The sequence below is a fragment of the Rhizobium sp. KNZ14-9A genome (assembly GCF_056755015.1).
In genome coordinates this window covers 1,050,974-1,077,590 of record NZ_JBPGXB010000002.1, presented here as the reverse complement: position 1 = coordinate 1,077,590, position 26,617 = coordinate 1,050,974, and the positions used below count along the sequence as shown (strand labels likewise).

At 62.0% G+C, this 26,617-nt stretch carries 27 protein-coding genes and 2 pseudogenes; 12 read left to right on the top strand and 17 right to left on the bottom strand.

The window, feature by feature from the left end:
- Positions 1-63: 63 nt before the first annotated feature.
- From ACR9ZQ_RS11525 to ACR9ZQ_RS11510, 4 genes are all read left to right on the top strand, one after another.
- Positions 64-3,771, top strand: coding sequence for a FecR domain-containing protein (locus ACR9ZQ_RS11525; protein WP_481427836.1), 3,708 nt, complete (start codon positions 64-66; stop codon positions 3,769-3,771).
- The gene (locus ACR9ZQ_RS11520; protein WP_481427835.1) at positions 3,771-5,798 is read left to right on the top strand and encodes a CHASE2 domain-containing protein; all 2,028 of its coding nucleotides are present in this window, start codon (positions 3,771-3,773) and stop codon (positions 5,796-5,798) included. Before ACR9ZQ_RS11525 ends, ACR9ZQ_RS11520 begins: the two co-directional genes overlap by 1 nt.
- A gap of 91 nt (positions 5,799-5,889) precedes the next feature.
- Positions 5,890-6,582: a fumarylacetoacetate hydrolase family protein gene (locus ACR9ZQ_RS11515; RefSeq protein WP_310386628.1), complete on the top strand. Its 693-nt coding sequence runs from the start codon at positions 5,890-5,892 to the stop codon at positions 6,580-6,582.
- 10 nt (positions 6,583-6,592) lie between these two features.
- The gene (locus ACR9ZQ_RS11510; RefSeq protein ID WP_310386630.1) at positions 6,593-7,123 is read left to right on the top strand and encodes a gamma carbonic anhydrase family protein; all 531 of its coding nucleotides are present in this window, start codon (positions 6,593-6,595) and stop codon (positions 7,121-7,123) included.
- Positions 7,124-7,160: 37 nt separating this feature from the next.
- Here ACR9ZQ_RS11510 and ACR9ZQ_RS11505 read toward each other — a convergent pair whose 3' ends face one another.
- Complete coding sequence (locus ACR9ZQ_RS11505; RefSeq protein ID WP_481427834.1) at positions 7,161-7,859, bottom strand: DUF1223 domain-containing protein; 699 nt, start codon at positions 7,857-7,859, stop codon at positions 7,161-7,163.
- Positions 7,860-8,093: 234 nt separating this feature from the next.
- Here ACR9ZQ_RS11505 and ACR9ZQ_RS11500 point away from each other — a divergent pair, with 234 nt between their 5' ends.
- From ACR9ZQ_RS11500 to ACR9ZQ_RS11490, 3 genes are all read left to right on the top strand, one after another.
- Positions 8,094-8,954, top strand: a complete 861-nt coding sequence (locus ACR9ZQ_RS11500) for a cytochrome b/b6 domain-containing protein (RefSeq protein WP_481427833.1) — start codon at positions 8,094-8,096, stop codon at positions 8,952-8,954.
- Entirely contained in the window at positions 8,951-9,727 is a 777-nt protein-coding gene (locus ACR9ZQ_RS11495; protein ID WP_481427832.1) for a molybdopterin-binding protein, read from the top strand. Before ACR9ZQ_RS11500 ends, ACR9ZQ_RS11495 begins: the two co-directional genes overlap by 4 nt.
- A gap of 249 nt (positions 9,728-9,976) precedes the next feature.
- Entirely contained in the window at positions 9,977-10,747 is a 771-nt protein-coding gene (locus ACR9ZQ_RS11490) for an SDR family NAD(P)-dependent oxidoreductase (protein WP_481429298.1), read from the top strand.
- Between the two features lie 81 nt (positions 10,748-10,828).
- Here the strand turns inward: ACR9ZQ_RS11490 and ACR9ZQ_RS11485 are convergent, their stop codons facing one another.
- From ACR9ZQ_RS11485 to ACR9ZQ_RS11475, 3 genes and pseudogenes are all read right to left on the bottom strand, one after another.
- On the bottom strand, positions 10,829-11,515 hold the full coding sequence (locus ACR9ZQ_RS11485; RefSeq protein ID WP_481427831.1) for a hypothetical protein: 687 nt from the start codon (positions 11,513-11,515) through the stop codon (positions 10,829-10,831).
- Positions 11,469-11,666 (bottom strand): annotated as a pseudogene (locus tag ACR9ZQ_RS11480) (hypothetical protein); the annotation flags it as partial. The gene ACR9ZQ_RS11485 and the pseudogene ACR9ZQ_RS11480, both read right to left, overlap by 47 nt.
- 154 nt (positions 11,667-11,820) lie before the next feature.
- On the bottom strand, positions 11,821-12,561 hold the full coding sequence (locus ACR9ZQ_RS11475; protein ID WP_310386640.1) for an SDR family NAD(P)-dependent oxidoreductase: 741 nt from the start codon (positions 12,559-12,561) through the stop codon (positions 11,821-11,823).
- Between the two features lie 136 nt (positions 12,562-12,697).
- Between ACR9ZQ_RS11475 and ACR9ZQ_RS11470 the strand changes: the two genes are divergently transcribed.
- Positions 12,698-13,372 (top strand): TetR/AcrR family transcriptional regulator, encoded by a 675-nt coding sequence (locus tag ACR9ZQ_RS11470; RefSeq protein WP_481427830.1) that lies wholly within the window; start codon positions 12,698-12,700, stop codon positions 13,370-13,372.
- 83 nt (positions 13,373-13,455) lie between these two features.
- On the opposite strand, the gene ACR9ZQ_RS11465 is transcribed toward ACR9ZQ_RS11470, so the two are convergent.
- Positions 13,456-13,833 (bottom strand): nuclear transport factor 2 family protein, encoded by a 378-nt coding sequence (locus tag ACR9ZQ_RS11465; RefSeq protein WP_481427829.1) that lies wholly within the window; start codon positions 13,831-13,833, stop codon positions 13,456-13,458.
- A gap of 114 nt (positions 13,834-13,947) precedes the next feature.
- Between ACR9ZQ_RS11465 and ACR9ZQ_RS11460 the strand changes: the two genes are divergently transcribed.
- On the top strand, positions 13,948-14,397 hold the full coding sequence (locus ACR9ZQ_RS11460) for a MarR family winged helix-turn-helix transcriptional regulator (protein WP_481427828.1): 450 nt from the start codon (positions 13,948-13,950) through the stop codon (positions 14,395-14,397).
- Between the two features lie 24 nt (positions 14,398-14,421).
- On the opposite strand, the gene ACR9ZQ_RS11455 is transcribed toward ACR9ZQ_RS11460, so the two are convergent.
- From ACR9ZQ_RS11455 to ACR9ZQ_RS11425, 7 genes are all read right to left on the bottom strand, one after another.
- Positions 14,422-15,969: a DHA2 family efflux MFS transporter permease subunit gene (locus ACR9ZQ_RS11455; RefSeq protein ID WP_481427827.1), complete on the bottom strand. Its 1,548-nt coding sequence runs from the start codon at positions 15,967-15,969 to the stop codon at positions 14,422-14,424.
- A 218-nt stretch (positions 15,970-16,187) separates the two neighbouring features.
- The gene (gene arsK, locus ACR9ZQ_RS11450; protein ID WP_481427826.1) at positions 16,188-17,381 is read right to left on the bottom strand and encodes an arsenite efflux MFS transporter ArsK; all 1,194 of its coding nucleotides are present in this window, start codon (positions 17,379-17,381) and stop codon (positions 16,188-16,190) included.
- Complete coding sequence (gene arsC, locus ACR9ZQ_RS11445) at positions 17,356-17,784, bottom strand: arsenate reductase (glutaredoxin) (protein WP_481427825.1); 429 nt, start codon at positions 17,782-17,784, stop codon at positions 17,356-17,358. Before arsC ends, arsK begins: the two co-directional genes overlap by 26 nt.
- Positions 17,781-18,485: an aquaporin gene (locus ACR9ZQ_RS11440; protein ID WP_481427824.1), complete on the bottom strand. Its 705-nt coding sequence runs from the start codon at positions 18,483-18,485 to the stop codon at positions 17,781-17,783. Before ACR9ZQ_RS11440 ends, arsC begins: the two co-directional genes overlap by 4 nt.
- Entirely contained in the window at positions 18,482-18,925 is a 444-nt protein-coding gene (arsN2, locus tag ACR9ZQ_RS11435) for an arsenic resistance N-acetyltransferase ArsN2 (protein WP_481427823.1), read from the bottom strand. The genes ACR9ZQ_RS11440 and arsN2 overlap by 4 nt, the downstream gene beginning before the upstream one ends.
- Entirely contained in the window at positions 18,925-19,455 is a 531-nt protein-coding gene (locus ACR9ZQ_RS11430) for an arsenate reductase ArsC (RefSeq protein ID WP_481427822.1), read from the bottom strand. The genes arsN2 and ACR9ZQ_RS11430 overlap by 1 nt, the downstream gene beginning before the upstream one ends.
- A complete protein-coding gene (locus ACR9ZQ_RS11425; RefSeq protein ID WP_481427821.1) occupies positions 19,452-19,808 on the bottom strand; it encodes an ArsR/SmtB family transcription factor in 357 nt (118 codons plus the stop codon). The genes ACR9ZQ_RS11430 and ACR9ZQ_RS11425 overlap by 4 nt, the downstream gene beginning before the upstream one ends.
- Positions 19,809-19,850: 42 nt before the next feature.
- Here ACR9ZQ_RS11425 and ACR9ZQ_RS11420 point away from each other — a divergent pair, with 42 nt between their 5' ends.
- Entirely contained in the window at positions 19,851-20,369 is a 519-nt protein-coding gene (locus ACR9ZQ_RS11420) for a DUF6428 family protein (protein WP_481427820.1), read from the top strand.
- 316 nt (positions 20,370-20,685) lie between these two features.
- Here the strand turns inward: ACR9ZQ_RS11420 and ACR9ZQ_RS11415 are convergent, their stop codons facing one another.
- The 4 genes and pseudogenes from ACR9ZQ_RS11415 to ACR9ZQ_RS11400 all read right to left on the bottom strand — a co-directional run bounded on the left by ACR9ZQ_RS11415 (position 20,686) and on the right by ACR9ZQ_RS11400 (position 23,224).
- Entirely contained in the window at positions 20,686-21,393 is a 708-nt protein-coding gene (locus ACR9ZQ_RS11415) for a GIN domain-containing protein (RefSeq protein WP_481427819.1), read from the bottom strand.
- 32 nt (positions 21,394-21,425) lie between these two features.
- Positions 21,426-21,998: a DUF1700 domain-containing protein gene (locus ACR9ZQ_RS11410; protein ID WP_481427818.1), complete on the bottom strand. Its 573-nt coding sequence runs from the start codon at positions 21,996-21,998 to the stop codon at positions 21,426-21,428.
- Positions 21,995-22,322, bottom strand: a pseudogene (locus ACR9ZQ_RS11405) (PadR family transcriptional regulator). Before ACR9ZQ_RS11405 ends, ACR9ZQ_RS11410 begins: the two are co-directional and overlap by 4 nt.
- A gap of 209 nt (positions 22,323-22,531) precedes the next feature.
- Positions 22,532-23,224 carry a TetR/AcrR family transcriptional regulator gene (locus ACR9ZQ_RS11400; protein ID WP_481427817.1) on the bottom strand — a complete coding sequence of 231 codons (693 nt, stop codon included), beginning with the start codon at positions 23,222-23,224 and terminating at the stop codon, positions 22,532-22,534.
- A 204-nt stretch (positions 23,225-23,428) separates the two neighbouring features.
- Here ACR9ZQ_RS11400 and ACR9ZQ_RS11395 point away from each other — a divergent pair, with 204 nt between their 5' ends.
- On the top strand, positions 23,429-24,331 hold the full coding sequence (locus tag ACR9ZQ_RS11395; protein ID WP_481427816.1) for an NADP-dependent oxidoreductase: 903 nt from the start codon (positions 23,429-23,431) through the stop codon (positions 24,329-24,331).
- 23 nt (positions 24,332-24,354) lie between these two features.
- A complete protein-coding gene (locus ACR9ZQ_RS11390; RefSeq protein WP_481429297.1) occupies positions 24,355-25,566 on the top strand; it encodes a TCR/Tet family MFS transporter in 1,212 nt (403 codons plus the stop codon).
- On the opposite strand, the gene ACR9ZQ_RS11385 is transcribed toward ACR9ZQ_RS11390, so the two are convergent.
- The gene (locus tag ACR9ZQ_RS11385) at positions 25,557-26,486 is read right to left on the bottom strand and encodes a CE1 family esterase (protein WP_310386668.1); all 930 of its coding nucleotides are present in this window, start codon (positions 26,484-26,486) and stop codon (positions 25,557-25,559) included. The genes ACR9ZQ_RS11390 and ACR9ZQ_RS11385 overlap by 10 nt on opposite strands.
- Positions 26,487-26,617 lie beyond the last annotated feature (131 nt).

Sequence of the window (26,617 nt, the reverse complement as noted above, 5' to 3'; positions counted from 1 at the left end):
GCGGGGGTATCTGAAATGTCGCGGCTGAGGTCTTTTCTGTGCGCAAGTACATCTCTTGCGCTCATGTCAACATTACTTTCATTTCCGGTTGCGGCCGAGCCGCTGCAACGCCCCACCCCGGTTGCAGGCTCGGTCATCGCCCGCAAGACCGGCGAGGAAGTGCGCTTCGTCGATGTCAGCAACTGGCGCGTCGTCGACCTCAACCAGGACCTCCTGGATGGAGACGTGCTGCGCACCAATGCCACCGGCCAGCTCGCCATTCTCTTTTCCGATCACACACAGATCCGCCTCGGCCGCAATTCCGCGCTGCAGGTCAAGAAGATGTCGCAGACCGGCGACACGATCCTCAACCTGCAGTCCGGCACGATCTGGGCCCGCGCCCAGCGCGGCGGCCAGGGTCTGACGGTCGAAACCCCCGCCGCCGCAGCCGCTATCCGCGGCACGGACTGGACCATGACCGTCGAGGGCGCCAAGACTTCGATGATCGTGCTCGAAGGCCGCGTCTCGCTCAGCAACCCGCAGGGCAGCGTCGATGTCAACGAAGGCGAAGGCGCTGTCGCCACTATCGGCCAGGCGCCGCACAAGCTCATCAGCGTCAATCCTGACGACCGCGAGCAGATGCTCTTCTATTTGGACCTGCGCGACGGCTTCGGCCTGATGCCGACCTCGCCGCTGCGGGCCGACCGCATGGCGACCGAGCGCCGCCGCCTGCTGGCCCTGCGGCCCGAGCGCCGCACGATCGAAGACTGGCTGGAGCTTGCCGAAGTACAGAGCGCCTTCGACGGTCGCCAGGCCGCAGCTGCTACGTTGCGGAACATCCGCGGCCGCAAGCTGACGGTGGCCCAGCAGGCCCGCGTCGACCTGCTCGACGCCACCATCGCTGGTTCGGAAAAGCGCTATGGCGATGCCGCAAAGCTCTTCCAGAAGGCCCTGCCGCATCTCGACCCGACACGCCGCAACATGGCCCAATATGGCGGCTATTTCGCCCGATCGCTCGCTGACCCCGCCCATGCCGAACCACCCCCGGCCAACACAACCGGTCCTTATGGCGCGATCATGGAGGCTTACACGGCAGGCTTCCTGGAAAACCCGCGCGCAGCCCTCGAGATCATCAGGAAAGCGGAACAGCACTATCCCGATGACCCGACCCTGCCGGCGGTCCGCGCACAGCTGGCGCAGCTCATCGACGACCGTAACCAGATGAAGGAAGCGTTTGAACGCTCGCTGGCACTCGACCCCGATCATCCGATGGCGCTCGCCGCCCGCGCCGGCTACAAAGCAGCCTACGAGAGCGATATCAACGGCGCGCTTGCGGACCTGAACCGCGCCATCAAACTGGCGCCCGGCGCCTCGGGCACGCTGAATTCGCTCGGCCTGCTGCAGAGTTCGCGTGATGCCAATGGCGAGGCCGAAGAAGCCTTCAAGAAAGCGATCGAGCTCGACCCGCAGGACCCGCTGCTACACGCAAACCTCTCGATCCTCTACCTCGACCAGGGGCGCATGAAGGAGGCCAAGCGCGAAATCGATACGGCAATCGCCCTCGATCCGTCCTTCGATCTCGCCCTGCTCGCCCGCGGCCGCTACTATCTGCAAACCGGCGAGCGCGACAAGGCGCTGGAGGATCTGCTCGCCGCCAGCACCGCCAATCCGGCTCATTCGCAATCACAGCTGATGCTCGCCGCCGCACACTACGAAAAGGGCGACCGGCCTCCGTCAGAGCAGGCACTCGACAACGCCAACCGTATCGATGATGACGATCCGGCCATCTCCGCCTTCCGCACGGCTGTCGATATCGACGATTACAATGCCGATGGCGCAATCGCCAACGCGCAGGAATTCCTGCGCCGCTCGCGCGCTCGCGGCGGCGATTTCAGTGGGCTCGGTGCCAATCAAAGCGCCGGCTCGACCCTGAACAACGCCTTCCGGCTGCAGGGGCTGGATGCCTGGGGTCGCTATTATGGCGATGCCGTCTTCGATCCCTTCAAAGGCAGCGGTTATATCGATCAGTCGATCAAGGGTAGCATCTTCCCGTTCGTCAATGCGACGAGCTTCAGCGACGACAATATCATCCTGAACCGGACCAATGCGTCGAGCTATTCCTCCTTCATTCAGGGCCTGCTGCTCTCTCCGCATATGCTGTCCGGCCGTTCGCGCGCGGCAACGCTGTTCGACGTGCCTTTCATCGAAGGCTCGGTCGGCGGGGGCGTCAACAGCGTCGACGGCCATACGCGTCGCACCGGCGAGGCGGATATCCAGGGATATTCGAACGCGACCATCCCGATCAGCTTCTACGGCAACCTGACCTGGGAAGAACTGGCGCTCGACGGCACCTACAGCAGCTTCGGCGGCTATGCGACCGACAACAAACTGCTCGGCGGCAACGGCTATGTAACGGCAACGGTAACGCCCGACGATCGGGTGGTGGCCTATGTCAACCATGCCAAGAATGACGGAACGCTGAACGCGCTGTCACAGGGCACGGCGCTGACGGATTTCCTCAATCTCTTTGGCGCCGGCCTTCCAGCGATCGTGACCTCGCAATATTCCGACCGGCTCATCGACGCCGAGATAACCAATGCCGGTATCGGCTGGAGCCATACGTTCAGCTATGAAAACGTCGTGAACGGCGCCTTCCTCTATTCTGAAACCAAGTCGAAGACAGACAATTTCCTGAGAGTGGATGATGCGCCGCTGTTCGGCCTGCCGGATCCCGAGATCATCCCCTTCCTGGACGGTACGGAGGAATCCTCCTCGAAAACCTATATCGGCGCCCTCAGCCATTCCATCGGCAACGGTCCTCTAACCTGGCGATATGGCATCGAAGGCGGCTGGATCGATGGCAGCACGACCACATCCTCTCGCCTGCATGAGCTCTTTCCCGGGGTTCCGGTTTTCCCCGAAACCACCGACGGCCCAAACACCGTCAGCAACACCGTCAATATCGGCCGAGCCTATATCGACGTGCTGCACGACATTACGCCCGATCTCAAAGGCGAATACGCTCTCTTTGGCACCCGCATGGAAGGCGCCGGCGTCGATATAAGCCGCCTGGAACCGCGCTTCGGCCTTGCCTGGGCGCCGAGCCAGAACCAGTGGCTGCGTGCCGCCTTCATGCGCCAGAGCCTCGATCTCGGCGTTCCCACCCTTGCCCCCATCGGCATCCTCGGCCTGCAGGCAAATCAGTTTTCGGTCAGCGCTGAAGGCTACGCCGATACAGCAGCCTTCCAGTGGGACGCCGAATGGACCGACAAGTTCTTCACTTCGGTCGAATACCAGCATCAGGAATTGCATGACTTCTCGATCGACCTGCCACTGATCGCACTTCCAGCCGTCGAGAGCCTGCCGCTCTCGCGCGGCAGCGTCGACCGCGCTGCCGTCACAGCCAACGTGGCGCTCGGCGCGGGTTTCGGTCTATCGGCCACCTACGCCTATATGGATTCCGAGAACAAGGATCCGGGAACCCTGAATTACGGCGGCAACCTGCCCTATATTCCGACGAATTCCGGCCAGATCGCACTCACTTGGGTCAACGAGGCCAAGGTCAAGGCCACCGTCGCCGCAAACTACATCGGCGAACGCGATGGCGATGATCTCGGCACCAAGCTCGACGATTACTGGAGCCTCGACGCGCACCTGATCTGGGAACCCTTCGACAAGCGCATCGCGCTCGAAGCCGCTGCCTATAATCTCCTCGACGAGGACTTCGAGATAACGCCCGGCGTGCCCGGCTGGGGCCGCGCCTTCAAGGGCACCTTGAAGATCCGCTTCTGATGATGGCGCGCCCGGCCGCCCTGCAACGGCTTCAGGCAGAGCGCCCGATCGAGACGCGCAGCCCGTCGCAGCACCCGCCAGGCTGGCCCTTCTCGAGCCGCAGCATCCGCCTTCTCGTGTTGGCGCTGGTCACGCTGATCACCATTTCGCTGATCTCCCGCCTGCCCGCCTGGACGCTGACGGAACTGCGCACCTTCGACTATCTCTCCACCGTCGACGATCCGACGCCGCCGGCCGATGGCCCGATCATCGTGGCGATCGACGAACCGGCGCTTGCCGATATCAACGCCCAGTGGCCTTGGCCGCGCAGCCTGCATGCCGAGCTCGTCAAACAGCTGCGCGCCGCCGGCGCAAGAGCCATCGCGCTCGATATCATCATGGCCGAGCCTTCGACGGCTGAAAACGATCAGGCCATCACCGCCGCCGTCGGCCCCGATGTCGTGCTTGCCGGCGATGAAACGCTGATTAAGACGCCCCAGGCCGACCAGCTGCTGCGCACCACGCCACTGCCGCAGATGACGGATGCCGGCGCACGCACCGGCATTGCCTCCATCACCCTGAATGGCGATGGCATCTTCCGCAGTATTCCATCCTATGAGGATGGCTTTGCCATGGAGCTCGCCAAGGCTGCGGGCATCAAAGCGCTGCATCTGCCGGCAGGCTCTCTCATCCAGTCCTTCGGCCCGGCCCGCTCCTATCCCACAGTCTCCTATTATCAGGCGCTGGACCCGAAGAATTTCCTGCCGCCCGATATCTTCAAAGGTCGGGTCGTGCTTGTCGGCCTCAGCCTGCAGAACGCGCCCGAAATCGATCAGGGCGGCGCCGATGCCTATGCCACGCCCTATACCGTCCACACCGGCAAGCTGATCTCGGGCGTCGAGGTGCAGGCCACCATCTACGATAATATCGTCCATGGCCTGGCGATCACGGAAGCCGGCCTGCTGCCGGTCGCAATCTGCATCCTCATATCAGTCATTCTGGCTGCGGTAACGGTCTGGAAGGCCACGAGCTGGCGCACGCTGGTCGCGACCGCCGCCGCCGTGCTCGCCTTTGCGGCAGCAAGCTATGCCGGCATCCGCTTCGGCCATGTCTTCGTCTCGCCGCTAGGGCCGACCGTCGCCTTCGTAGCCGTCGCCTTCGGCCAGGCCGCCTTCGATTATACCGAGGAGCGCCGCCAGAAGCGCCAGATCACGCTGGCCTTCGCCCAATATATCTCGCCCGATCTCGTCAAGCGCCTGTCGAACGATCCCTCACAGCTGAAGCTTGGCGGCGAGCGGCGCACGCTCTCGGTCCTGTTTTCGGATGTGCGCGGCTTCACCACCATTGCCGAAACCATGAAGGACGATCCCGAGCAGCTGACGGCGCTGATCAACCGGCTGCTGACGCCGCTATCGGATGTCGTCATGGATCACGGCGGCACGATCGACAAATATATGGGCGATTGCATCATGGCCTTCTGGAACGCGCCGCTCGATGACCCCGATCATGCCCTGCATGCGGTCAAGGCCTCGATTGCCATGCAGGATGCGATCGCGACGCTGAACCGCGAACTGGAGCGCGAGGCCGTCGCGTCAGGCCGGCCGCTGCATATCCTCAAAATGGGCGTCGGCATTAATACCGGCGAATGCATCGTCGGCAATATGGGTTCCACCCGCCGCTTCGACTATTCCTGCCTCGGCGACAGCGTCAACCTCGCGTCTCGTCTGGAAGGTGCTTCAAAGAATTACGGCGTCGCCCTGCTGCTCGGTGAAGAAACCGCCCGCCTCGTCAGCGACCGCTACACCGTGGTCGAGCTAGACCGCATCATCGTCAAGGGCCGCACCGTCCCCTCGCCGGTCTTCACCGTGCTCTACGGCTCGCACCGCGCGGCACTCCCGGATCATAGCGCCTTCCTCGAAGCCAAATATGCGGGCCGGCTCACCGTCTCCGACCCGGCCTTCGAAACCCTGCCGAAGGCCATTCCAGAGCTTTCGGCCTATTACGCATTGATGCGCAGCAACCTCGCGCAGGAGGACGCGGCCCCGTAACGCAATTCCAGCAAAAGTGTGGAGCGGTTTTGCGCGACATGCTTTACGATGTCGCCAGACTCGCCAGATCAATCAGCCAAGAAGTCCCGCCATGTCCCTTCCCGCCACCGTCATCCCCCTGCCGCAACCGGTTCTCCTGCCCGTCGAAGGCAGCGCCGAGACCTTCCCGGTCCGCCGCGTCTACTGCGTCGGTCGCAACTATGCCGATCACGCCATCGAAATGGGCCATGATCCGAACCGCGAGCCGCCCTTCTTCTTCCAGAAGAACGCCGACAATCTCTTCGCCGGCAAGGATTTCCCCTATCCGCCGCTGTCGAATGACGTGCATTTCGAGGTCGAATGCGTGCTGGCCCTGAAGGCCGGCGGCGCCGATATACCCGCCGAAAAGGCGCTCGACTGCATCTATGGCTACGGCGTCGGCATCGATTTCACCCGCCGCGACCTGCAGGCCGAAGCCAAGAAGCTCGGCCGCCCGTGGGAGCTCGCCAAGGCCTTCGAACATTCCGCACCGGTCTCGCCCCTCGTCCCGGCAAGCCGCCTCGGCCATCCCGCCAGCGGCCGTGTCTGGCTGGAGGTGAATGGCGTCAAAAAGCAGGATGGCGACTTAAACCAGATGATCTGGAAAGTCCCGGAAATCATTGCAGAGCTTTCGAAACTCTTCGTTCTCGCCCCCGGCGATGTCATCATGACCGGCACGCCGGCGGGCGTCGCCGCCATCAACAGGGGCGACAGCATCTCCTGCGGCGTCGACGGCATCGCGACGCTCTCGCTGAAAGTGGTCTGAGGAGACGGAAATGGCGATCTATGCGCTTGGAGGCCTGAAACCGAAACTGCCGCCCCACGGCACCTTCTGGATCGCCCCCGACGCGCATGTGATCGGCCATGTGGAACTCGCCGAAGAGGTCGGCATCTGGTTCGGCGCGGTGCTGCGCGGCGACAACGAACCCATCGTGATCGGCAAAGGCACCAACCTGCAGGAAGGCGTCATGGTCCACACAGACCCCGGCTTCCCAACCACGATTGGCGATCACTGCACCATCGGCCACCACGCCATCATCCACGGCTGCACGATCGGCAACAACTCGCTTGTCGGCATGGGCGCCACGATCCTGAACGGCGCCAGGATCGGCAACAACTGTCTCGTCGGCGCCAATGCGCTCATCACCGAAGGCAAGGAATTCCCCGACAATTCGCTGATCGTCGGCTCGCCCGCCAAGGCGATCCGCACGCTGGACGATGAGGCGGTCGCCAAGATCACCCAATCCGCGAAGAAATATGTCGGCAACTGGCAGCGCTTCGCACGGGATCTTGAGCGGATCGATTGAAAATCGACCGCGGGAGGATCAGGCAGTGAGCCGGTTTTCAGTCGGTCGTTGCGGCGAGGATCCTGCCGCCTTTCGGCTCCTGGACGATGATGGCGCTCTTCAGGTCGCCAGCTGCGGCCGGGATCGGCAGCTTCAACATTTTGCCGTCCCAGGTGCCGAGACGCGTCAACTCGTGCACGACATGGGCGTGCGGCAATGTCTCGCCGGCATTCTCGCCTCTGGCGACCGGAACCTGCACGGTGCCCGGAGCATAGCGGACGAGCCACACGTCGGCAGCGGCGGTCCGGCCCTTCGCAGCGTCGATGACAGCCACGTTCCGGGCTAGCGCGATCCCGGGGCCGGACAGCGCGGGCTCGGACGCGATCACGCGCCGGATCTCGTTCAGATCATAGCCGACGGTCGACTGGTGGCCGTTGACCACCATCTGCGGCGTGAAAGGGCCGGATTGGCCGAGTGCGGGCTCATAGGTCACCTGCCGGTCGGTGAATTCCTTCTTCCCGAAAATGTCCTTCCATCCAAGATAGTCCCAATAAGTCACCGAGAAGCTCAAGGCGAGCACGTTCGGATCGTTGCTGAGCTTGACGAGATTGGCATTGGCCGGAGGGCATGAGGAGCAGCCCTGGCTGGTGAACAGTTCGACGACTGCAGGCGACTGCCCAGCGGAGGCCTGAGCGGTGGAACCAAGAGCAAAGATTGCTGCGATGATCGCAAGATTGAACGCGGCTGAATGTTTCATGGCGGTGCTCCCTGATGATCTGCATCTCGTTCTCCTTCGCAGGTGGAACGCCATTCGTTACAGCTTCACGCACTTGTGACGGCGTCGGCCGGATGTCCGGAAAGCCGCGCCGCCAGCCTTTCCCGGCGAAAGGTTCCCGGCTGCAAAGAAAAAACTTCGGGACGCCTGTAACAAATCCCGCTTCGCCTACGTACATGCTCTAGGGGCGTGACGGTACCGGACATCGAAACGATCATGGCAACACTCGACGATCACAGCCAGGCCACTCCAACAGGCCCGATGACAACAGTCATCCGCCGGCACTCGCTGGCAACCCGCGTGACACACTGGATCAACGTTCTCTGTCTCAGCCTGCTTTTGATGAGCGGGCTGCAGATTTTCAATGCCCACCCGGCGCTTTACTGGGGCCAGTACGGTGCGGATGCAGATCCGTCCTGGCTGTCGATAAGTGCCGTCGATGAGGATGGCGGCACGCGCGGCGTGCTTCGCATCGGCAATCTGCAGATCACGACAACGGGCATTCTCGGCGTTTCGGGAACGGGCGATGACGCGACCGAGCGTGGCTTCCCTTCCTGGATCACCATTCCGAGCTATCAGGATCTCGCAACCGGCCGCCGCTGGCATCTCTTCTTTGCCTGGCTCTTCGTCATCAACGGATCGATCTATGCGCTCATCGGCTTTCTGTCAGGCCATTTCCGCCGCGATCTGGCGCCGAGCGGCGAAGAGATCTCGCCGCACCATCTGGGGCAGGAGATCGCCGACCACGCGCGCCTGCGCTTCCCCAGAGGTGAAAAGGCAAAGCATTACAATGTGCTGCAGAAGCTCGCCTACCTGATCGTCATCTTCATCCTGCTGCCGCTGATGTTTGCAACGGGGTTGACCATGTCACCCGGCATGGATGCCGGCTATCCCTTCCTGCTCGACTTCTTCGGCGGCAGGCAATCGGCCCGGTCGATCCACTTTATCTGCGCCTGGTCGATCGTCCTCTTCGTTTTCGTGCATATCGCCATGGTGATCCTGTCCGGCCTCTGGAACAACATGCGCTCGATGATAACGGGCCGCTACGTGATCGAAACCGAAAGGGACGATCGATGACCTTCTCCATTACACGCCGCGGCCTGCTAATCGGATCGGCTGCCGGACTCGGTGCATTCGGCCTGACCGGCTGCGACGATGTCGTTCAGAACCCCAACGTCCAGTCCGTTCTCGACATGGCCGAGACGCTGACGATGAAAAGCCAGCGGCTGCTCGTTCCCAAGGACAAGCTGGCGCCCGAATATACCGAAGCCGATATCTCGCCGACATTCCGGCCGAACGGCACCAGCCAGCCCGACAGCGAAGCCTATGCGCAGATGATGGCAACCGGCTTCGCCGACTGGCGACTGAAGATTGACGGGTTGGTAGAGCGTCCCGTCGAGCTTTCGCTCGCAGATCTGAAGAAGCTGCCCTCGCGCACCCAGATCACCCGCCACGACTGCGTCGAGGGCTGGAGCGCGATCGGCAAGTGGACGGGCGCGCAGCTCGGACCGCTCCTGCAGAGCGTGGGGCTGAAACCGCAAGCCCGCTATGCCGTCTTCTACTGCGCAGACCAGCTCGAGCAGACGCTGGACGGCAGCGGAACCTATTACGAAAGCATCGATCTCATCGACGCCTTCCACCCGCAGACCATCCTCGCCTACCAGATGAACGGCAAGGACCTGGAGGTCGCCCACGGCGCCCCGCTTCGCCTGCGCGTCGAGCGCCAGCTTGGCTACAAGCATGCCAAATACCTGATGCGGATCGAGATCAAGGACAGCTTCGCCGGCCTGTGGGGCGGCAAGGGCGGCTTCTGGGAAGACCGGGGCTACGAGTGGTACGCCGGAATCTAGAGCAATTCCAGCAAAAGTGCGTAGCGGTTTTGCGTCCGGAATTGCGTGAAAACAAAGAGATAGAGTGTTTCCGTGATTCGAAGAAAAACGGAAACACTCTAGGCACCCGTGCCTGCGGACAGTCTTGCCGCGGGACAGTCTTGCAAAGGGCTGCCCGAGACGCTGGGGAAGCTCCTCAGTATGCGCAGAACATCTGGCATCCACACGCCGACGCTGGCATAAATGAGCTTCATCGAGGGAGGCATCATGATGCAGAAGAACGCGCCGGACTTCAGCCTTGCGGGCAAGGTGACTTTGGTGACGGGAGCGAGCCGTGGCATCGGTCGGGCTTGCGCACTTGCCTGTGCCGCAGCAGGCTCCGATATTGTTTTGGGTGTCCGTGATGTCGCAGCCTCGGCGGACCTGGTTGCCGAAATCGAGGGCGCGGGACGAAAAGTTCTCCCTGTCGAACTGGACATTCCCAATAAGGCCCATATCGCACAAGCCGTCGACGCGGCGCTTGCTACGTTCGGTCGGATCGACGTTCTCGTCAACAACGTCGGCGTGGCTCCGGGCAATCTCGCGGAACTCGTGGAGGAGAAGGACCTTGACGAGATACTCGATGTCAACATCAAGGGCACCTTTCTGATGACGCAGGCAGTTGGCCGTCACATGATCGAGCGCAATGGGGGCCGGATCATCAACATCAGCTCACAGGCCGGTACCGTGGCGCTGCGTGGCGAGGCAATCTATTGCATGAGCAAGGCGGCAATCAATCACCTCACGCGCTGCCTTGCAGCCGAATGGGCACGCTACGATGTCACCGTAAATACCGTATCGCCGACGTTCATTCACACCGACGGTACAGCACCTTTTCTATCCGATGCCGACAATCGCAAAGCGACGCTCGGTCACATTCCACTCGGTCGGATCGGTGAAACCGATGATGTGGTGGGTGCCGTAGTCTTCCTTGCATCACCGGCTGCGAGCCTGATCACCGGCGCGAACCTGCTGGTGGACGGTGGATGGTCCGTCGCCTGAGGCCGAAGCGGCTCCTGCGGCAAAAGTCTTATGCAAACGAGAACAACTACTCGTGCTGCCTCCCCTCCTGGGTTTGGCGGCCTATCGCTGCAGTTTTGGGCGCACGGTGATTTCCACGCCGGCCGCATTCGTCACGCTCGCTTGCGCGGTCACCCGATCGAGAAAGTCCTGGCGGAAAGGCGGGGGATCGCCTGGATTGACGAACAGCTTGCCGAAATTGACCGCGATGTGCTTTCGGTCGATTTCCCCCACGATCCGCTTGCACTGCTTGATATCAGCCACATAGGCGGCATCCATGACCAGCTCGACCGCCATGACGCTGAGGTCTTCGGTCTGGTCGTAGCCGCGGCGAGCCCAGTCCTCCTCAGTCGGCGAAGCGCCGGGCGGCGTCAGCGGCGGATCGCCCACGAAGGCGAAGACGGCGCGCACCTTGCCGAAGTAAACCCCGTTGCCGTCCTCGTTCCACACCTCCAGCACCGGACCGGCAGAACGATATTTCAGCGTTCCGTTGCCGCCGGTGTAGAAGCTCGAAAGCTGGTCCTGCGGCGGACCGACATAGGCATCCACCGCCTCGAACATGACAGTGACGCTGCCGTCGTCGTCCTTGAGCAATTGGCCGTCGATGAACCAGCGCACCTCCGAGATCGGTCCGCCCTTCAGCAGGTGAAGGTCGTAACGTGTCGTCGTCTTCAGCCGGTAGGCCAGCGCGCTATATTGTTTCTCAGGGAACCAGCAGACCCGCAACTTGACGCGGCTGCCACCATTCACGACCTAGCTTGCATCCCCCGATATCAAAGCGAACGATCCTGTCGCCCTCCATACGGAAGATGTGCGTCACAGTCTTGTCCTTCAGGCCATGACTTTGCCCCTCCAGCGGCCGGCCATTCAGATCGAATATCTTCTGGATCACCTCGACTGACTGCCGACTACCGGATCAGCTTGCGCCGATCGGGGGGCGACCATTGCCGATAAGGCGAGCGGCGAACTATGGCATGCATCTCCTCTGCCAGCGCCTTTGAAGGATCCGGAAAAGGCCGGCATCGGCCGGCCTCTTCCTGCCACAGCCAGCGCCCTCAGGTGTTCAAGCCGCCATCCACATTGAGGATGGCGCCTGTGATGTTCCTTGCAGCCGGGCTTGCGAGGAAGGCGACGGCAGCCGCCACATCCTGCGGCTCGCCATAGCGACCGAGCGGTATCAGGGCGCGCTGGAAGTCAGCAAATTCCCCGTCTGCCGGGTTCATCTCCGTATTGGTTGATCCCGGCTGGATCAGGTTGACGGTAACATCCCGAGGCCCGAGTTCGCGGGCAAGGCCGCGCGTGAAGGACTGCAGCGCGGATTTCGTCATGAAATACACCGTGCCGGTGTCGCCAACGATGCGTTCGGCGCCGGCCGAGCCGATATTGATGACGCGGCCTCCCGCTTGCAGATGGGGAATGGCGGCCTGCGCGGCGAGCACCGGCGAGCGCACGTTGACGTCAAGCAGCGCATCGATCTGCGCGACGCTGAAGCCTGCGATCGTATCGTAAAGCGCGATGGCGGCATTGTTGACGAGAATGTCGAGACCACCAAGCGCGCGAGCCGCCTCTTCCACCGAGCGCTTCACGGCCGCCGGATCGGCACTGTCGGCCTGGATTGCAAATCCCCGCCTGCCCTTGCCTTCGATAGCGCGAACGACCTCGGCGGCGCGATCGGCCGAGCGCTCATAGGTGATGGCGACATCGGCGCCCTTTTCGGCTAGCGCCACCGCAATAGCAGCGCCGATCCCACGCGATGCGCCCGTCACGAGAGCACGTTTTCCAGCGAGTTCAGTCATCAATCGTCCCTTTCTGTATTGATCGACACAGAATTAGCTAGGGACGCCGAACGTGCCCGTCAAGAATATTGTACCGATCGACACAAAATATATGGAGCCATTGTCGAGGCGAGCCGGCGGGTTTATATAGTGACCGATGCAGAAATCCGACCAGACGCCGCAACCCCAGGATATGACAGCTAACGAGACGACAGCCACCCGCACCCGCGGGCGACCGCGCGCCTTCGATCGGGAAGCTGCGCTCGCCAAGGCGACCCGCCTGTTCTGGGAAAAGGGTTTCGAGGCGACGTCGATCAGCGACCTTACCGAGGCGATGGGCATCGGATCGCCAAGCCTCTACGCGGCCTTCGGCTCGAAGGAGGCGCTTTATGCCGAGGCATTGGACTACTACCACGAGACCAACGAGGCGCTTATCTGGGCAGGCTTTCGCGCCGCCCGCACGGCGCGCGAAGCCGTCAAGGCGCTTCTCATGGACTCGGCGGCGGTCCTGACCGGCTCCGTCGTCGATATTCCCCTCGGCTGCATGGTGTCCCTCTCCTCGGTCGGCAGCGAAGGCCATGCCGAACTCGGCGAACTGGTGCGAACCGCCCGCGCCGTCACGCTCGACCTTCTGAAACGGCGCCTGGCCCAGGCAGTATCGGCAGGCGAAATTCCAGCCTCGACCGACATTCACGGCCTCGCCCGTTTCGTGCAGACCGTCCAGAACGGCATGTCGATCCTCGCCCGCGATGGAGCAAGCCGCAGCGAACTGGAATCCGTGGCCGAGGTCTCGATGCTCGGATGGGACGCCCGCACGGGAGGACGATCATAGCGCGGCGACCGGCATGAGCCGGAAGTGGTCATGGGGGCGGCAGACATGGCGTAAGCCGACGCGAGATGACCGCCCTTCCCAGCTTAATCCGCCTCGCCGATGTCGAAGCGGATAATCCTGTCGCCCTCCATGCGGAAGATATGCGTCACGGTCTTGTCCTTCAGGCCATGATCTTGCCCCTCCAGCGGCCGGCCATCGAGATCGAAGACCCTCTGGATCACCTCGACCTCTAAGGCGCCATCGTCCGCCTGCCGAAATGCGACCGGCTCGACATGCGGGCTGACGATCGCCCATTGGCGCGTCCAATAATCCCGAACCGCCTCACGCCCATGAACATGGCCGCCCTCCATGCCGTTCGCCCAGGCGACATCATGTGCCAACGCCGCAAGCACTCCGTCGATATCCCGCGCATTGAAGCGCTCATAGATATGCTTGATCAGCTGCGTCTGTTTTTCCGACATGCTGTTTCCTCTCTATAACCTAGCGGGGTTCGGCCGACATTGACCAACACGGCCAGCGCAGTTACATACGTGCATATGTAGTTTATAGTCAACGGCAGGCAAGGAGCAAATGGAATGAGTGAAGACGTGCTTTTCACGCCGGGGCATCTCATCAGCCTCGCGGCGCGAGGCTTCGCCCGCCTCAGCGAGTCACGTCTGAAACCGCTCGGCTTCGGCATCGGGCAATTGCCGGTTCTGGTGGCGCTGAAAAACGGCAAGGCAAGCACGCAGCGCGACCTCGCCCGCTTCGCCAAAGTGGAACAGCCGCCAATGGCGCAAATGCTCGCCCGCATGGAGCGGGATGGCTTGATCGAGCGCACACCGGACCCGGCGGACGGCCGAAGCAGCCGCATAGTGTTGACGCAGGCCGCACAGACACGCATGCCCGAGGCAATCGCGACCTTGTTTCAGGGGAATCGTGAGGCGCTGGATGGTTTCACACAAGCGGAGACGGAACAACTCGTCGCCTTGCTGACGCGACTGATCGCAAATCTGGATAAAATTGCGAGTGCTGATTTGCCGTGACACGGCCTGCGGTTTTTCATCCCATCACCCCGCCGGCGCCGCCACCTTCCTCGCAAACGGCACCCACAGCAGCGCACAGGCCGTCAGCACCGCAACCACCATCCACGCCTCGTTGAGCGCCTGAACGGTTGCGGCCGTCTGCACCAGCGGATCGAGCATGGATGTCGTATCGGGATCGAACTCTCCCTGATGCCCCGCAATCGCCTGCAATGGCGCACCGACGAATGCCGCAGCGCCCACATCCCCCGCTTTCAGCCGGTCCCACAGACCATCACCGAGTGGTTCCGAGCGGGTGTAGACAACAGTGTCGATCAGCGCGATGCCGATTGCGCCGCCGAGATTGCGCATCAGGTTGAACAAGCCGCTGGCGTCGGGTATGCGCTCCGGCGACAGGGTGCCGAGCGCCAGCCGCGTCGGCGGCAGCAGGCAGAACATGATGGCGACGCCGCGGATGATCTGCGGCCAGAACATCGCGTCATAATCGGTCTGCGGATCCTGAAAGGCGCTCATGCCGATGCCGATGGCAAAGAGCGTAAAGCCCGCCGCAGACAGCAACCGGGCATCCATCCGCTTTTCCAGGGCCACCGCGATCGGCGCGGTGACGAGCTGAGCAATGCCCGTCACCAGCATCGTCATGCCGATTTCGAGCGCATTGTGGCCGCGCACGAAGGCGAGAAAGACGGGCATGAGATAGACGGAGCCGAAGAGGCCGATGCCAAGAATGAAGCTCATTGCCGAGCCGGCCAGAAAGTTCCTGTCGCGGAAATTCCGGAGCTCGACCAGGGGTATGCGTCGGCGCAGCGACCGCCATGCGAACACGAATCCGGAGACCGCCGACAGGGAGATGAGGCCGGCGACATAAAGCGAGGTCCAGCCGCTCGTCGGCGCCTCCTTGAGGCCGAGTTCGAGTGCGGCAAGGCTCCCCGCCATCAGCAGCAGTGACAGGGCATCAAGATGCCACAGCTCGGAGAGGTTGACGCCCTCCCGAGGGAGCGAGCGCATGGCGACGAGCGCTGCCACAATACCGGGAATGATATTGATCAGGAACAGCCAGTGCCACGAATAGGTCTCTGTCAGCCAGCCGCCGACGATCGGCCCGACGGTCGGCGCAAGAACCGCAAGAACGCCGGCAATCGTCGTCGCAAGCGCCTGGCGCTCATCGGGAAACAGGATGAACACGGCCGAAAACACCGAGGGAATGAGCGTGCCGCCGGAAAAGCCCTGAATGACCCGCCAGGCAACGAGACCGCCGAAACTGTCGCTCATGGCGCAGCCCGCCGAGGCGATCACGAACAGCGACAGCGACGTCACGAAGAGCCAGCGCATCGTCAGCAGGCGGGTGAGAAACCCCGTCAGCGGTATCGCCACCACTTCAGCGATGAGATAGGCGGTCTGCACCCAGCTCATCTGATCCGGATGGATATCGAGCGCGGACTGGATGGTCGGAAGCGATGTTGCGACGACCTGAACGTCGAGGATCGCCATGAACATGCCGAGGCACATCGCTAGAAAGCCGATCCATCTCAGGTGTGATGGAGCTGCCGATAAAACGAGTTCAGACCGGTCGGGCATGGAATGGTCCTAGAGCGGTTCCAGCAAAAGTGCGCGGCGGTTTTGCGTCCGGAATTGCGTGAAAACAAAGAGATGGAGCATCGTTCTCAGCCCTGATCTACATGTCAGGATCAACGCATTGACGACGGACAATAGCAGGGCATCGAGTGGCATGCCAAAGCATAATGGGAGGATTGCGACTGCCGTGATCACAAAGAGGTGGTGTTCGGCAGATGCCGCTACCGCGCTGCTGCGATGAGAAGAAAGGCAATAATGGAGAGCCCTCCGAGGGCAGCAGTGATGCCGAGCGATGGCGCAATGCCGATATTTGCCATGCCGAAGGCCAGGACGAAGGGAGCGAGTGCGGAAAGGATCAGCCGCGCCGCCATCATCTTGCCCTGCAGCTTGCCGTAGCCATCACTGCCGAAAAGCTGCAGCGGCAGCGTGCCGGTGACGATGCTGAGAAGGCCGTTGCCCATGCCGAAAATGACGGCAAAGAGCATCGCGCCCGCCACTGATGGTGCCGTCAGCAGAAGCACCAGCACGCCGCCGGGGATCAGCACTGCCGAAATCAGCGCCAGCGAGAGTGCAGGCAGCCCCTTGCCGAAGATCATATTGATCAGCCGGCTACCGACCTGCGAGGGGCCGAACAAGGTGCCCACCAGCGCCGCGGTGCCGCCGAGCCCTAGTCCTGACAAGAGCGGCACCATATGCACCAGCATCGCCGAACCGACAAGCGACATCAGCGAAAAGCCCGTGACCATCAGGCAGAATCCAAGGCGGCGGCGCGGCGGCGGCAGAATGCCTTCCACATGCGGCGCAGCTGTTGATGCCGTTGCCAGCCGCTCGGCCGCACCGCGCGAAAGCCACGCATGAAGGGGCACGCAGACGACCATGTTGAGGGCAGCAAAGACCAGATAGACATTCTGCCATGAAAGGGCGGCATGCAGCGCCGTGGTAACCGGCCAGAAGATCGTCGAGGCGAAACCGGCAATCAGCGTCAGATAAGTGATGCTACGCGAGGCGACCCGCGGCCTGAGCTGCACGAGCAGCGCGAAGGCAGCCCCATACTGCACGAAATTGGCGGCAACCTCGATGGCGATAAGGGCCGCGACATAGGATGCCTTGCCGGGCGCATAGGCGCAGGCAAAGAGCGCGAGCGCGGCAACGGCCGAGCCCGATGCCATCACCCGCCCTGCCCCGATCCTGTCGATCAGCACGCCGAGCCACGGCGCCGTCAGGCCGCCGGTCAAAAGTGCCACCGAAAGCGCCCCGAAAATCCATTCGTTCGACCAGCCGAACGTAGCGGCCATATCGGAAGCAAGAATGCTGAAACTGTAATAGAGGGTGCCGTAGCCGATGATCTGGGTAATGCCGAGTGCGATAATGGCAGAGACCGGCACGCGCTCAGACAAGGCGCTTACCATCAGCATCGAGAACCTGCTCGCCGTCTTCCTTGGTGAACGGGCCTTTATGCGTATCGGGCAGAATGTCCAGAACCACTTCCGAAGGCCGCGCGAGGCGCGTGCCGAGCGGCGTGATGACAAAGGGGCGATTGATCAGGATCGGGTCTTTCAGCATCGCATCGAGCAGTTGCTCGTCCGTCAGATCAGAACTGTCGAGGCCGAGCTCGGCATAGGGCGTGCCCTTTTCGCGGATCGCATCGCGGACGCTCAAACCGGCATCCGCAATCATCTTGATTAGCTGTTCGCGCGACGGCGGGTTTTGCAGATATTCGATGACCGATGGTTCGATGCCCGCATTGCGGATCATCGCCAGCGTGTTGCGCGAGGTGCCGCATTCCGGGTTGTGATAGATCGTAACATCAATAGTCATGAGGCGGATTCCGTCTTGGTGAGGGTCTCAGGATTGCGGGCGTCCATCAGCAGCCATCCCGCGAGCATCAGCGCCAGCAATGCGCCGAGGACTTCGGCGATGATGAAGCCCGGCAGATCGATCGGGCGGATGCCGGAAAACGTGTGCGTCAGCGATCGGGCAATCGCGACTGCCGGATTGGCAAAGCTGGTGGAAGCGGTGAACCAGTAGGCAGCGGTGATATAGAGGCCGACCAGCCATGCCACGGCATCGGCGCGAAAGCGAATGCCCGCGAGGATGACGAAGACGAGGCCGAAGGTTGCCGTCGCTTCGGAAAGCCATTGCGCCCCACCTGATCGTACGGTTTCCGAAGCCTGCAGCAAGGGCAGTGCGAACATGCCATGCGCAAGCATCGTGCCAGCAACGCCGCCGGCGATCTGGGCGATGATGTAGGCCGGAAGCGACGAGGCTGGCAGTTCACGCCGGAGCGCGAAGACCATCGAAACAACAGGGTTGAAATGCGCGCCGGAGATCGGGCCGAGAACGTTGATCAGCACGACGAGCATTGCCCCCGTTGCCAGCGTATTGCCGAGCAGCGCAAGTGCCGTATCGTCCGTCAGGCTATCGGCCATAATGCCGGAACCGACGACGGTTGCCACGAGCAACAGCGTGCCGAGCGCTTCGGCGACCAACCGCCGCGACAGAGGAAATACCGCACTCATTCCGCCAGGCTCCGGACCATCAGGGCGGCGGATGCCGGGCACAGGCTTGCGGCCTGGCGCGTCGTCAGGATGGCGGTCGGCGCTTCATTGCGGGCGATCGGACGAAAGCCGAGCGATTGAAAGAAAGGGGCGGCTGATTCCGTCAGCAGATAGACGGCATCTGCGCCCTTCCTGTGAGCCTCATCGAGCAGGCGGAGCGTGATCGCATGGCCGAAACCGAAGCCTTGCCGATCGGACAGCACGACGATGGATCGCAGAAGTGCCGCCTCGCCATAGAGTTCCAGCCCGCCGAAGCCGATCGTCTCGCCATCACGCGAAAACCGATAGAAGCTGCGGCCGGCATCTGTGAGATCATCGACCGGAAGTCCGGCGCCGGAAAGTGCGGCGCGCAGGCTTTCGTCATGGCCTTCCAAGGGCTGCTGATTCAAATCGAAACCCATCAGCTCGCCCTGGGCTGCTTGATGCTGGCGCCTTCCATCGAACCGATCTGGTGCAGGTGCGATTCCAGCGCGAGCTTGTCGATCGAGGCGAGCGGCAGGCTGATGAAGGACATGATGCGGTTCTTGAGGAAACGGGCGGCCTGTGCGAAGGCACGGCCTATTTCCACTTCGCTGCCTTCTACGGCGGCCGGATCCTCGACGCCCCAATGGGCGGTCATCGGATGGCCGATCCACACCGGGCAGGCCTCGCCGGCGGCACTGTCGCAGACCGTGAAAATGAAATCCATCTCCGGCGCACCCGCTTCGGCGAATTCATCCCAGCTTTTCGAGCGGAAGCCCGTTGCAGGATAACCCAGCGCTTCAAGCTCCTTCAGCGCATGCGGATTGACCTCGCCCTTCGGCTGGCTGCCGGCCGAATAAGCCCTAAAGCGGCCTTTGCCTTCCGTGTTCAGGATGGACTCCGCCAGGATCGAGCGAGCGGAATTACCCGTGCAGAGAAAGAGCACGTTGTAGACGCGGTCAGTGTTCATTGCAGTTTCTCCTCCGTTTTAGGGGTGCAGCAGGCCGCGACCTCAGCGGCAGGCGCACAGATCTCCGGATGACCGGAGCAGCAGTCTTCCATCAAGAAGCGGATAAGGCCGCCGAGCGCTTCATAATTCGCCGTGTAGATGATCGAGCGGGATTCCCGCTGCTGCGCGATCAGGCCGGAGCGTTCCAGTTCCTTCAGATGGAAGGACACATTCGACGGCGACACCTCGAGCTTTTCCGCAATCGCGCCGGCCGCCATGCCGTCAGGGCCGGCGACGACAAGCATGCGGATGATGTGCAGTCGCGTCTCCTGCGACAGTGCGCCGAATGCGATCAGGGCTTGACGTTGATCCATATTTCAACAATCCTTGAATAATTGAAACGAGGAATAACGCAGATGAACGCGATCGACAACAGCAAAATGCAGAAGGACGATATCGCCCTCGGCGAGCTCATGAGCACCCTCTCCGGCGCCAAGGATTCACCGCTGGTTTTTTACTATGATGGCCGCCCGGTGAAGCCCGGCTATCATGTGACCGAAGTCAAGGCCGGGCAGTTCTCGGCGCTCGACTGCGGCGCCAATCCGGAAGCCTGGAGCGAGATCTTCATTCAGCTTTGGGATATCGAAGAAGACGACCGCACGCATATGCCGGCCGGCAAATTCCATGCGATCATCCGCAAGGTCACCGAGCATGTGAAGCTTGATGATTCGGCCAAGCTGACATTCGAAGTCAGCGATGGCGTTCAGCCGATGCAGCTCTATTGCGCGGCAATGCCGACGCTTCGCGCCGGCGCCGTCCATGTCGAGCTTTCACCGCGGCCGGCGAGCTGCAAGCCGCGCGATCGGTGGCTCGCCGAACAAAGCCAATCGACCTCCTGCTGCGCTCCGACCAGCGCCGCCAAGTGCTGCGGCTGAACGACCACCGTGTGAACGATCCGCCGATTTCCGCGGCCGCTCGCTCAGCGCCAGAGCCGCGGCACTCGCCGGCCCCCAGCTGATTGTTGCAGCGATACACGCAAGCAGGAAATATCGGAGATTCCAGCTTTCGCCCCTTGCAATCCGCCTCGCCGCGTATCATATCCCGGCTTCACCTGAAAACGGACTTGCGCTTGGTATCGACGTTGGTCGAGCCGCGTTCGAGTTCACAGGACAAGGGCGCTCCCCGCAGGGGTTGAGCGCCCTTTTGATTCCGGCCGATGGGCGGGAGGGCCGTACCATCAGGCCACGCTTGTCACGGTGCTTGCACGATGCGGCCGCTGCCTCTTATCTCCGAACGTCGAATGGTTGGGTTACCGGACAGTTCGACATTGCCACTTCCGAATATCGAGATATCCGCATCCGCCTTTGCGGTCATTTGCGCGTCGCCACTGCCGCGGATCAGGATCTGTGCGGACTTGGCGGTCAGATCCTTGAGCCGCGCCGCTCCCGAACCGGAAATATCCACGCCGACCGTATCGGCGGCTCCAGTCGCGGCAACGCTGCCGCTTCCGCGGATGCTCAGCCGCAGTTGAGGCTGATTGATCTGCGATAAGGTCAGGTCGCCACTGCCGAGCAATTTCCAATCGGTAATCGCCGGTCCCGACACGCTGACATCGAGTCCGGACGCAAACCAGCCCGGATCACAATCCAGGCTCAGCCTGCTGCCCTCCAGCCGCACATGGTCGAGAAGCGTTGGATCGCCGCTCACGACAGCTTCCGCCGTATCTCCGGGCTGATAGCGCACCGAAGCCGGCAAATCGATCGTCAAGCCGTCGCCTGCGGTCAGCGGCAACGCAATCTTCTGCCGGATGGAGGCGGCCGATCCGCACGTGGACTGCGTCGCATTCCACAATTCCCTTGCATCGGTCCAATCCCGGCCGGAAAGTCCGATACCCAGCGCCAAAAAGACGGCTGCACCAATCGTTCCCGCCGTGGCGACGAATGCCAATTTTCCGATCATTGTCCAGTTCCCTCACACACTGTGATGAATGTTCAAACGCGGCCCTGATCCACCTGAGCCAGGCGGAAGTGTAGCCGGGCATAGTGGCCAAGCACGCGTATGCCCGCGCCCAGTCCCATCAGCAGCAACGCACCGCCACCCAGCAGGCAGCTCAAAAGCCCGGCGCCGATAAACAGGCGCGCTACGACTGCCGTCACTGGTTCACCGAACTGGAACAGCAATGTGGTGAAGATGATCTTCACACCGACTGCGCCGAGGACTGCCAGCCCGATTGCAAGGCCGGTCGCAACCGCAATGGTGACGATCAGCAACGGCAGCAGGAAAAGAATGTCGACGATCGCAAGGCCGGCGAGCGCCATCGCGGCCGCCGCAAGGTTCGACAGGCTCCACTGCGCTTCGAAACGGCGCAGTCCGGCGTCGGCGCGCAATTCCCTGGCAGTTCTGGCCGGATCGCCCAACGCAGCCGCGACCTCCTCCTCGCTGCGGCCAGAGGCATTGGATTCGGCAAAATGGGCGGCGTAATCGCCGACGATCTCTTCGATCTCCTGAGGCGGCAGACCCGCAAGTCCCAGTCTCAGCGTGCGTAAGAAGGCATCCTTCGTCATGGCAAATCCTCGAGAAGTTTATCGACTGCGTCAGCGAAGGAGCGCCAGTCACGGCGATGAGCTTCGAATATCGTCTGGCCGAGCGGCGTCAGCCGGTAATATTTGCGCGGCGGCCCGCTGCTCGAACTCGACGATACGGGTGGCCACCAGGCCGTCATTCTGCATCCGGCGCATCAGCGGATAGATCGTGCCTTCCCCCATGCCCACGGCATCGACCAGTGTGCTGGCGATTTCGTAGCCATAGCTCTCACCGCGTGAAAGCACGGCCAGTACGCATAGGTCGAGGGCGCCTTTCCGCAATTGAACTTGGATCGAGTTGGTCATGGATACCTCTGCTTTAAAGATTAGATATAACAAGCTATCTGTTTATACAAGGTAGTGTCGAAAATTTCTGACGCGACCGGTCAAGACCTTGATGCGGCGGCTTCACCTGAAAACAGACTTGCGCTTGGTATCGACGTCGGTTGAGCCGAGCTCACAGGACAAGGACGCTCCCCCGCAGACGTGGAGCACCCATTTTTATTCGAGCAGAATCAGGCGTAAGCCGTGCCCGCCATGGCCGCCTTCACACCTGCACTCCCCTGATCGACGAGCGCGAGAAAGACAGCCTTCGCCTTCACCGTATCCCGCCCCTGCCGAAAAGTCCGGTGCGCCTCGACGAAGGCCACACTCCAACTCGCCAGCAGCATCGCGGCCGCGAGCTTGGCGGTCGTATCAGCGGGGTCTTGGCCCACGGATTCGGCGAGCGCCACCGCCAATTCCCGAGCGATCTCGTCGCGGATCGCCCGCGCCCTCGCCTTCAGCGTTTCGCTGTTCTCCACGGTCTCTATGAAACCCTGGCTGGCGGTGGAAAATAACAAATAAGGCGTCTGCTGCCTGACGAGTTGATGCGCGAGCAAGCGTAGTGTCTCGATGGGAGAAACGCTGCTGTCGCGCTGCCGCAGCGCTTCGCGCAGGGTCTCGCGCGCCTCCTCGTCGCGATCGAAGAACATGTCCTCCTTGCGCGGGAAGTGGTTGAACACGGTCATCCGCCCGACATCGGCAGCGGCAGCGATCTCGTCGACCGTCACATTCTCGAAACCGCGCTCGAAAAACAGCCGGTCGGCGGCAAGCGAGATGGCGCGCCGCGTGGCGAGGCGCTTGCGGGATCGCCGGTCCAGCGGCCCCGAATCCGAGACTTCCACATCTGAAGGGGCTGAGGGTGTTTTATCTGATGGCTTCGGCATGGCGCTCTCAATAGCAGGATTTATGTACTGAGTACATCAATCTTGACAGCGAGTGTCCGAGATCCTATTACTGTACTCAGTACATATTTGGATGAAGTACAGCATAAATCCGTTAAACCTGTTCCCGTGGAGGCGCGCGGCCGTGCTCGTGACCGCGAACGGAATAGCTGTGCCCTGCATCCGCCGCCCCGAAAGGACAAACACTTGAAAGCTATTCAATTCAGCCGCTATGGCGGCCCTGAAGTCCTCGAATTCGTCGAGATCGAGGCACCGCATCCCGGCCCCCGCGAAGTGCGGATCGCGGTACGCGCCGCCGGCGTCAACCCGTCCGACTGGAAGCGCCGCGAAGGGCAATATCGCGCCTTCGAGGAGGTGCACTTTCCCGCAGCCCTCGGCGTCGAAGCCTCCGGCATCGTCGATGAGGTCGGCCCCGATGTCTCCAATACCTATGTCGGCGATGCCGTCTTCGGTTATGGCAACGGCACGATGGCCGAACATGCCGTCCTCACGCACTGGGTCCACAAGCCGGATGACCTGCCCTTCGAGATAGCCGGCGCCATCCCCGTCATATCGGAGACGGCATGGCGCAGCCTCGACGAACTCTGCGTCAAAGCCGGAGAGACGTTGCTGGTCAGCGGTGCCGCAGGCGGCATCGGCTCCGCCATCCTCCAGCTTGCCCGCATCAGGGGCATCACCGTCATCGGCACCGCCAGCCCGCAGAAACACGATTACCTCAGGGAACTCGGCGCCATCCCGACGGCCTACGGGCCCGGCCTCGCTGAGCGGGTGCGGCAGCTTGCGCCCGATAGCATCGACGCGGCAATCGACGTCGCCGGCTCCGGTATCATCCCCGAACTGATCGCGATCACAGGCGATCCCGCTCACGTTCTCTCCGTCGCCGATTTCTCGGCCGAGGAGTACGGCGCGAAATTCTCGCACGGCCCGCCGAAAGAGCCGGAACGGATCCTGGCCGATGTGGCCCGGCTCTATTCCAAGGGCCTTTTCCGCCTGCGTATCGAGCAAGCCTTTCCGCTGGAGAAGACGGCCGAAGCACAGATCGTCAGCGCCGCCGGCCGTGTCACCGGCAAACTCGTCATTTCTCCATGAGCTCCCCCATGAACAAATCTGGCATGAACAAACCGCTCGTCGTCATCTTCACCGCCATCTGCCTCGATGCCGTCGGCATTGGGCTGATCTTCCCCATCCTGCCCCACCTTCTTCAGGACGTGACCCAGACGCAGGACATCGCCTTCTATGTCGGCCTCATGACGGCGCTCTATGCCGCCATGCAGTTCGTCTTCGCCCCCGTGCTCGGCGCGCTCAGCGACACGATCGGCCGGCGCCCCGTGCTGCTGATCTCGCTTGCCGGTGCCGCGATCAATTACGCCATCATGGCCTTTGCGCCATCCCTCACTCTGCTGCTGATCGGCCGCGCCATCGCCGGCCTCACCAGCGCCAATATGTCGGTCGCCTCCGCCTACATCACCGATATTTCACCTGCGGATCAGCGCGCGCGCCGCTTCGGCCTGTTCAACGCCATGTTCGGCGCCGGCTTCATCATCGGCCCGGTCCTTGGCGGGTTGCTCGGCGATTACTGGCTGCGCCTGCCCTTCATCGCCGCCGCCGTACTCAACGCCTGCAATCTGCTGCTTGCCCTCTTCGTCCTGCCAGAATCCCGCACACTTGAATCTTGCACACCGTCTCGCCAGAAGATCGATCTCGCCACGCTGAACCCGCTGCGGCCGCTGAAATGGATCGTCTCGATGAAAGGACTTCTGCCCATCGTGCTGGTCTATTTCGTCTTCAGCGCCGCCGGCGAATCCTACGGCACCTGCTGGGCGCTCTGGGGCTTTGACACTTTCGGCTGGAACGGATTCTGGATCGGCCTGTCGCTCGGCGCCTTCGGCATCTGCCAGACCCTCTGCCAAGCCTTCCTGCCGGGGCCGGCAACCCGCCTGCTCGGCGAGCGCTGGTCGGTCATGACAGGCATCGCCGCCGCCGCGATCGCCCTCCTCGTGATGGCACTGGCCAACCAGGGCTGGATGATCTTCGCCATCATGCCGGTCTTCACCCTCGTCGGCATCGGCAATCCCGCCTTCCAGGCGCTCGCCACCCGCACGGTCGAGCCCGACCGCCAAGGTGAACTGCAGGGCGTGCTCGCCTCCACCGTCTCCCTCGCCTCCATCATCGCGCCGCTCGGCTTTTCATCCCTCTATTTCGTGACGCGACAGAACTGGCCGGGCGGTATCTGGCTCTCGGTGATCGCCCTCTACGCGATCGCGGTGCCGCTGGTTCTGATGAGCACGAGAACCCGTTGTGAATGTCTCGATCATCAACGGTGAAACTCCCTGAAGAAGTTCCACACCTCAACCGCTGTCTCGATATCGTTGCTGCATCCGCCGAAACGGGGTCCATCTACCGGATCATCATGACCGGAGCTGGTATCGGACTTGGCGAGACGGGGCCAGCAATGGCCTCCGTTTTCGATACGATACAACTGAACCCCCGTATCGGCCTGGCATCCGGACCATTGAACCAGGCTGGCGCGGGTCAGGTCATGCGGGTCGAGATGCGGCAGCGCCGTGGCATTTTCCCCGGTGCAGCCGTCGATCCGGCGCCAATATTCCGTTGTCTCCGGAACGGAAAGCAGCCTGCCGAAGGAGCGGATATAACCATCGTAGCGCTGCACGTCATCATCAGTGCCGTTCACCATCATGACCGGCATGGTGTGGCCGGGCTTGCAGTCTTCGACCTGCGCTTCGTTTATCGCGCTGGCGACGGGAGCAATCGCTGATATCCTGTCAGGAAGCGCGCAGGCCAGCGTATAAGTCATCAGCGCGCCGAACGAGAAGCCCGTGGCATAGACCCTTGTGCCGTCGGCAATCTTCCGGCTCACCAGATCGTCGATCATGGTGCGGAAAAAGCCGATGTCATCAACCGGCTCGCCATTGATGACAGGCTTCCTGTTTTTGATATTCCAGGCGCCGTCGATCGCTTCCGGATAAAGGGTGATGAAGTTCTCGCTGTCAGCGACAGCATCAAATCCGCTGTTTTTCTGGAAGTTGGCGGCCTTGTCGTCTGACCCATACATCACGATGACAAGCGGTGCGGGGTGTCCTTCCGCTCCCTTGGGAATATGCAGGATCGCCGTGCGGTCCACGCCCTGCCACTTGTAAGTCAGAACTTCATCGGCATGAGCGGCCGTCCAGCCGAGAAGAAAAAGGAAGGCGGCGAATGGCAGGCGGAGCAATGCGCGGCACATGAAACATTCCCGCTTTCGAACGAAAATACAGCGACGAAACATAAGTCATTCGGTGTCGCTGGCAATGACCGAAAGTAGCGACGCCTAGGGACACGATGTCGCTTCCGGCGGATCGTGGACGAGGCGCGAAG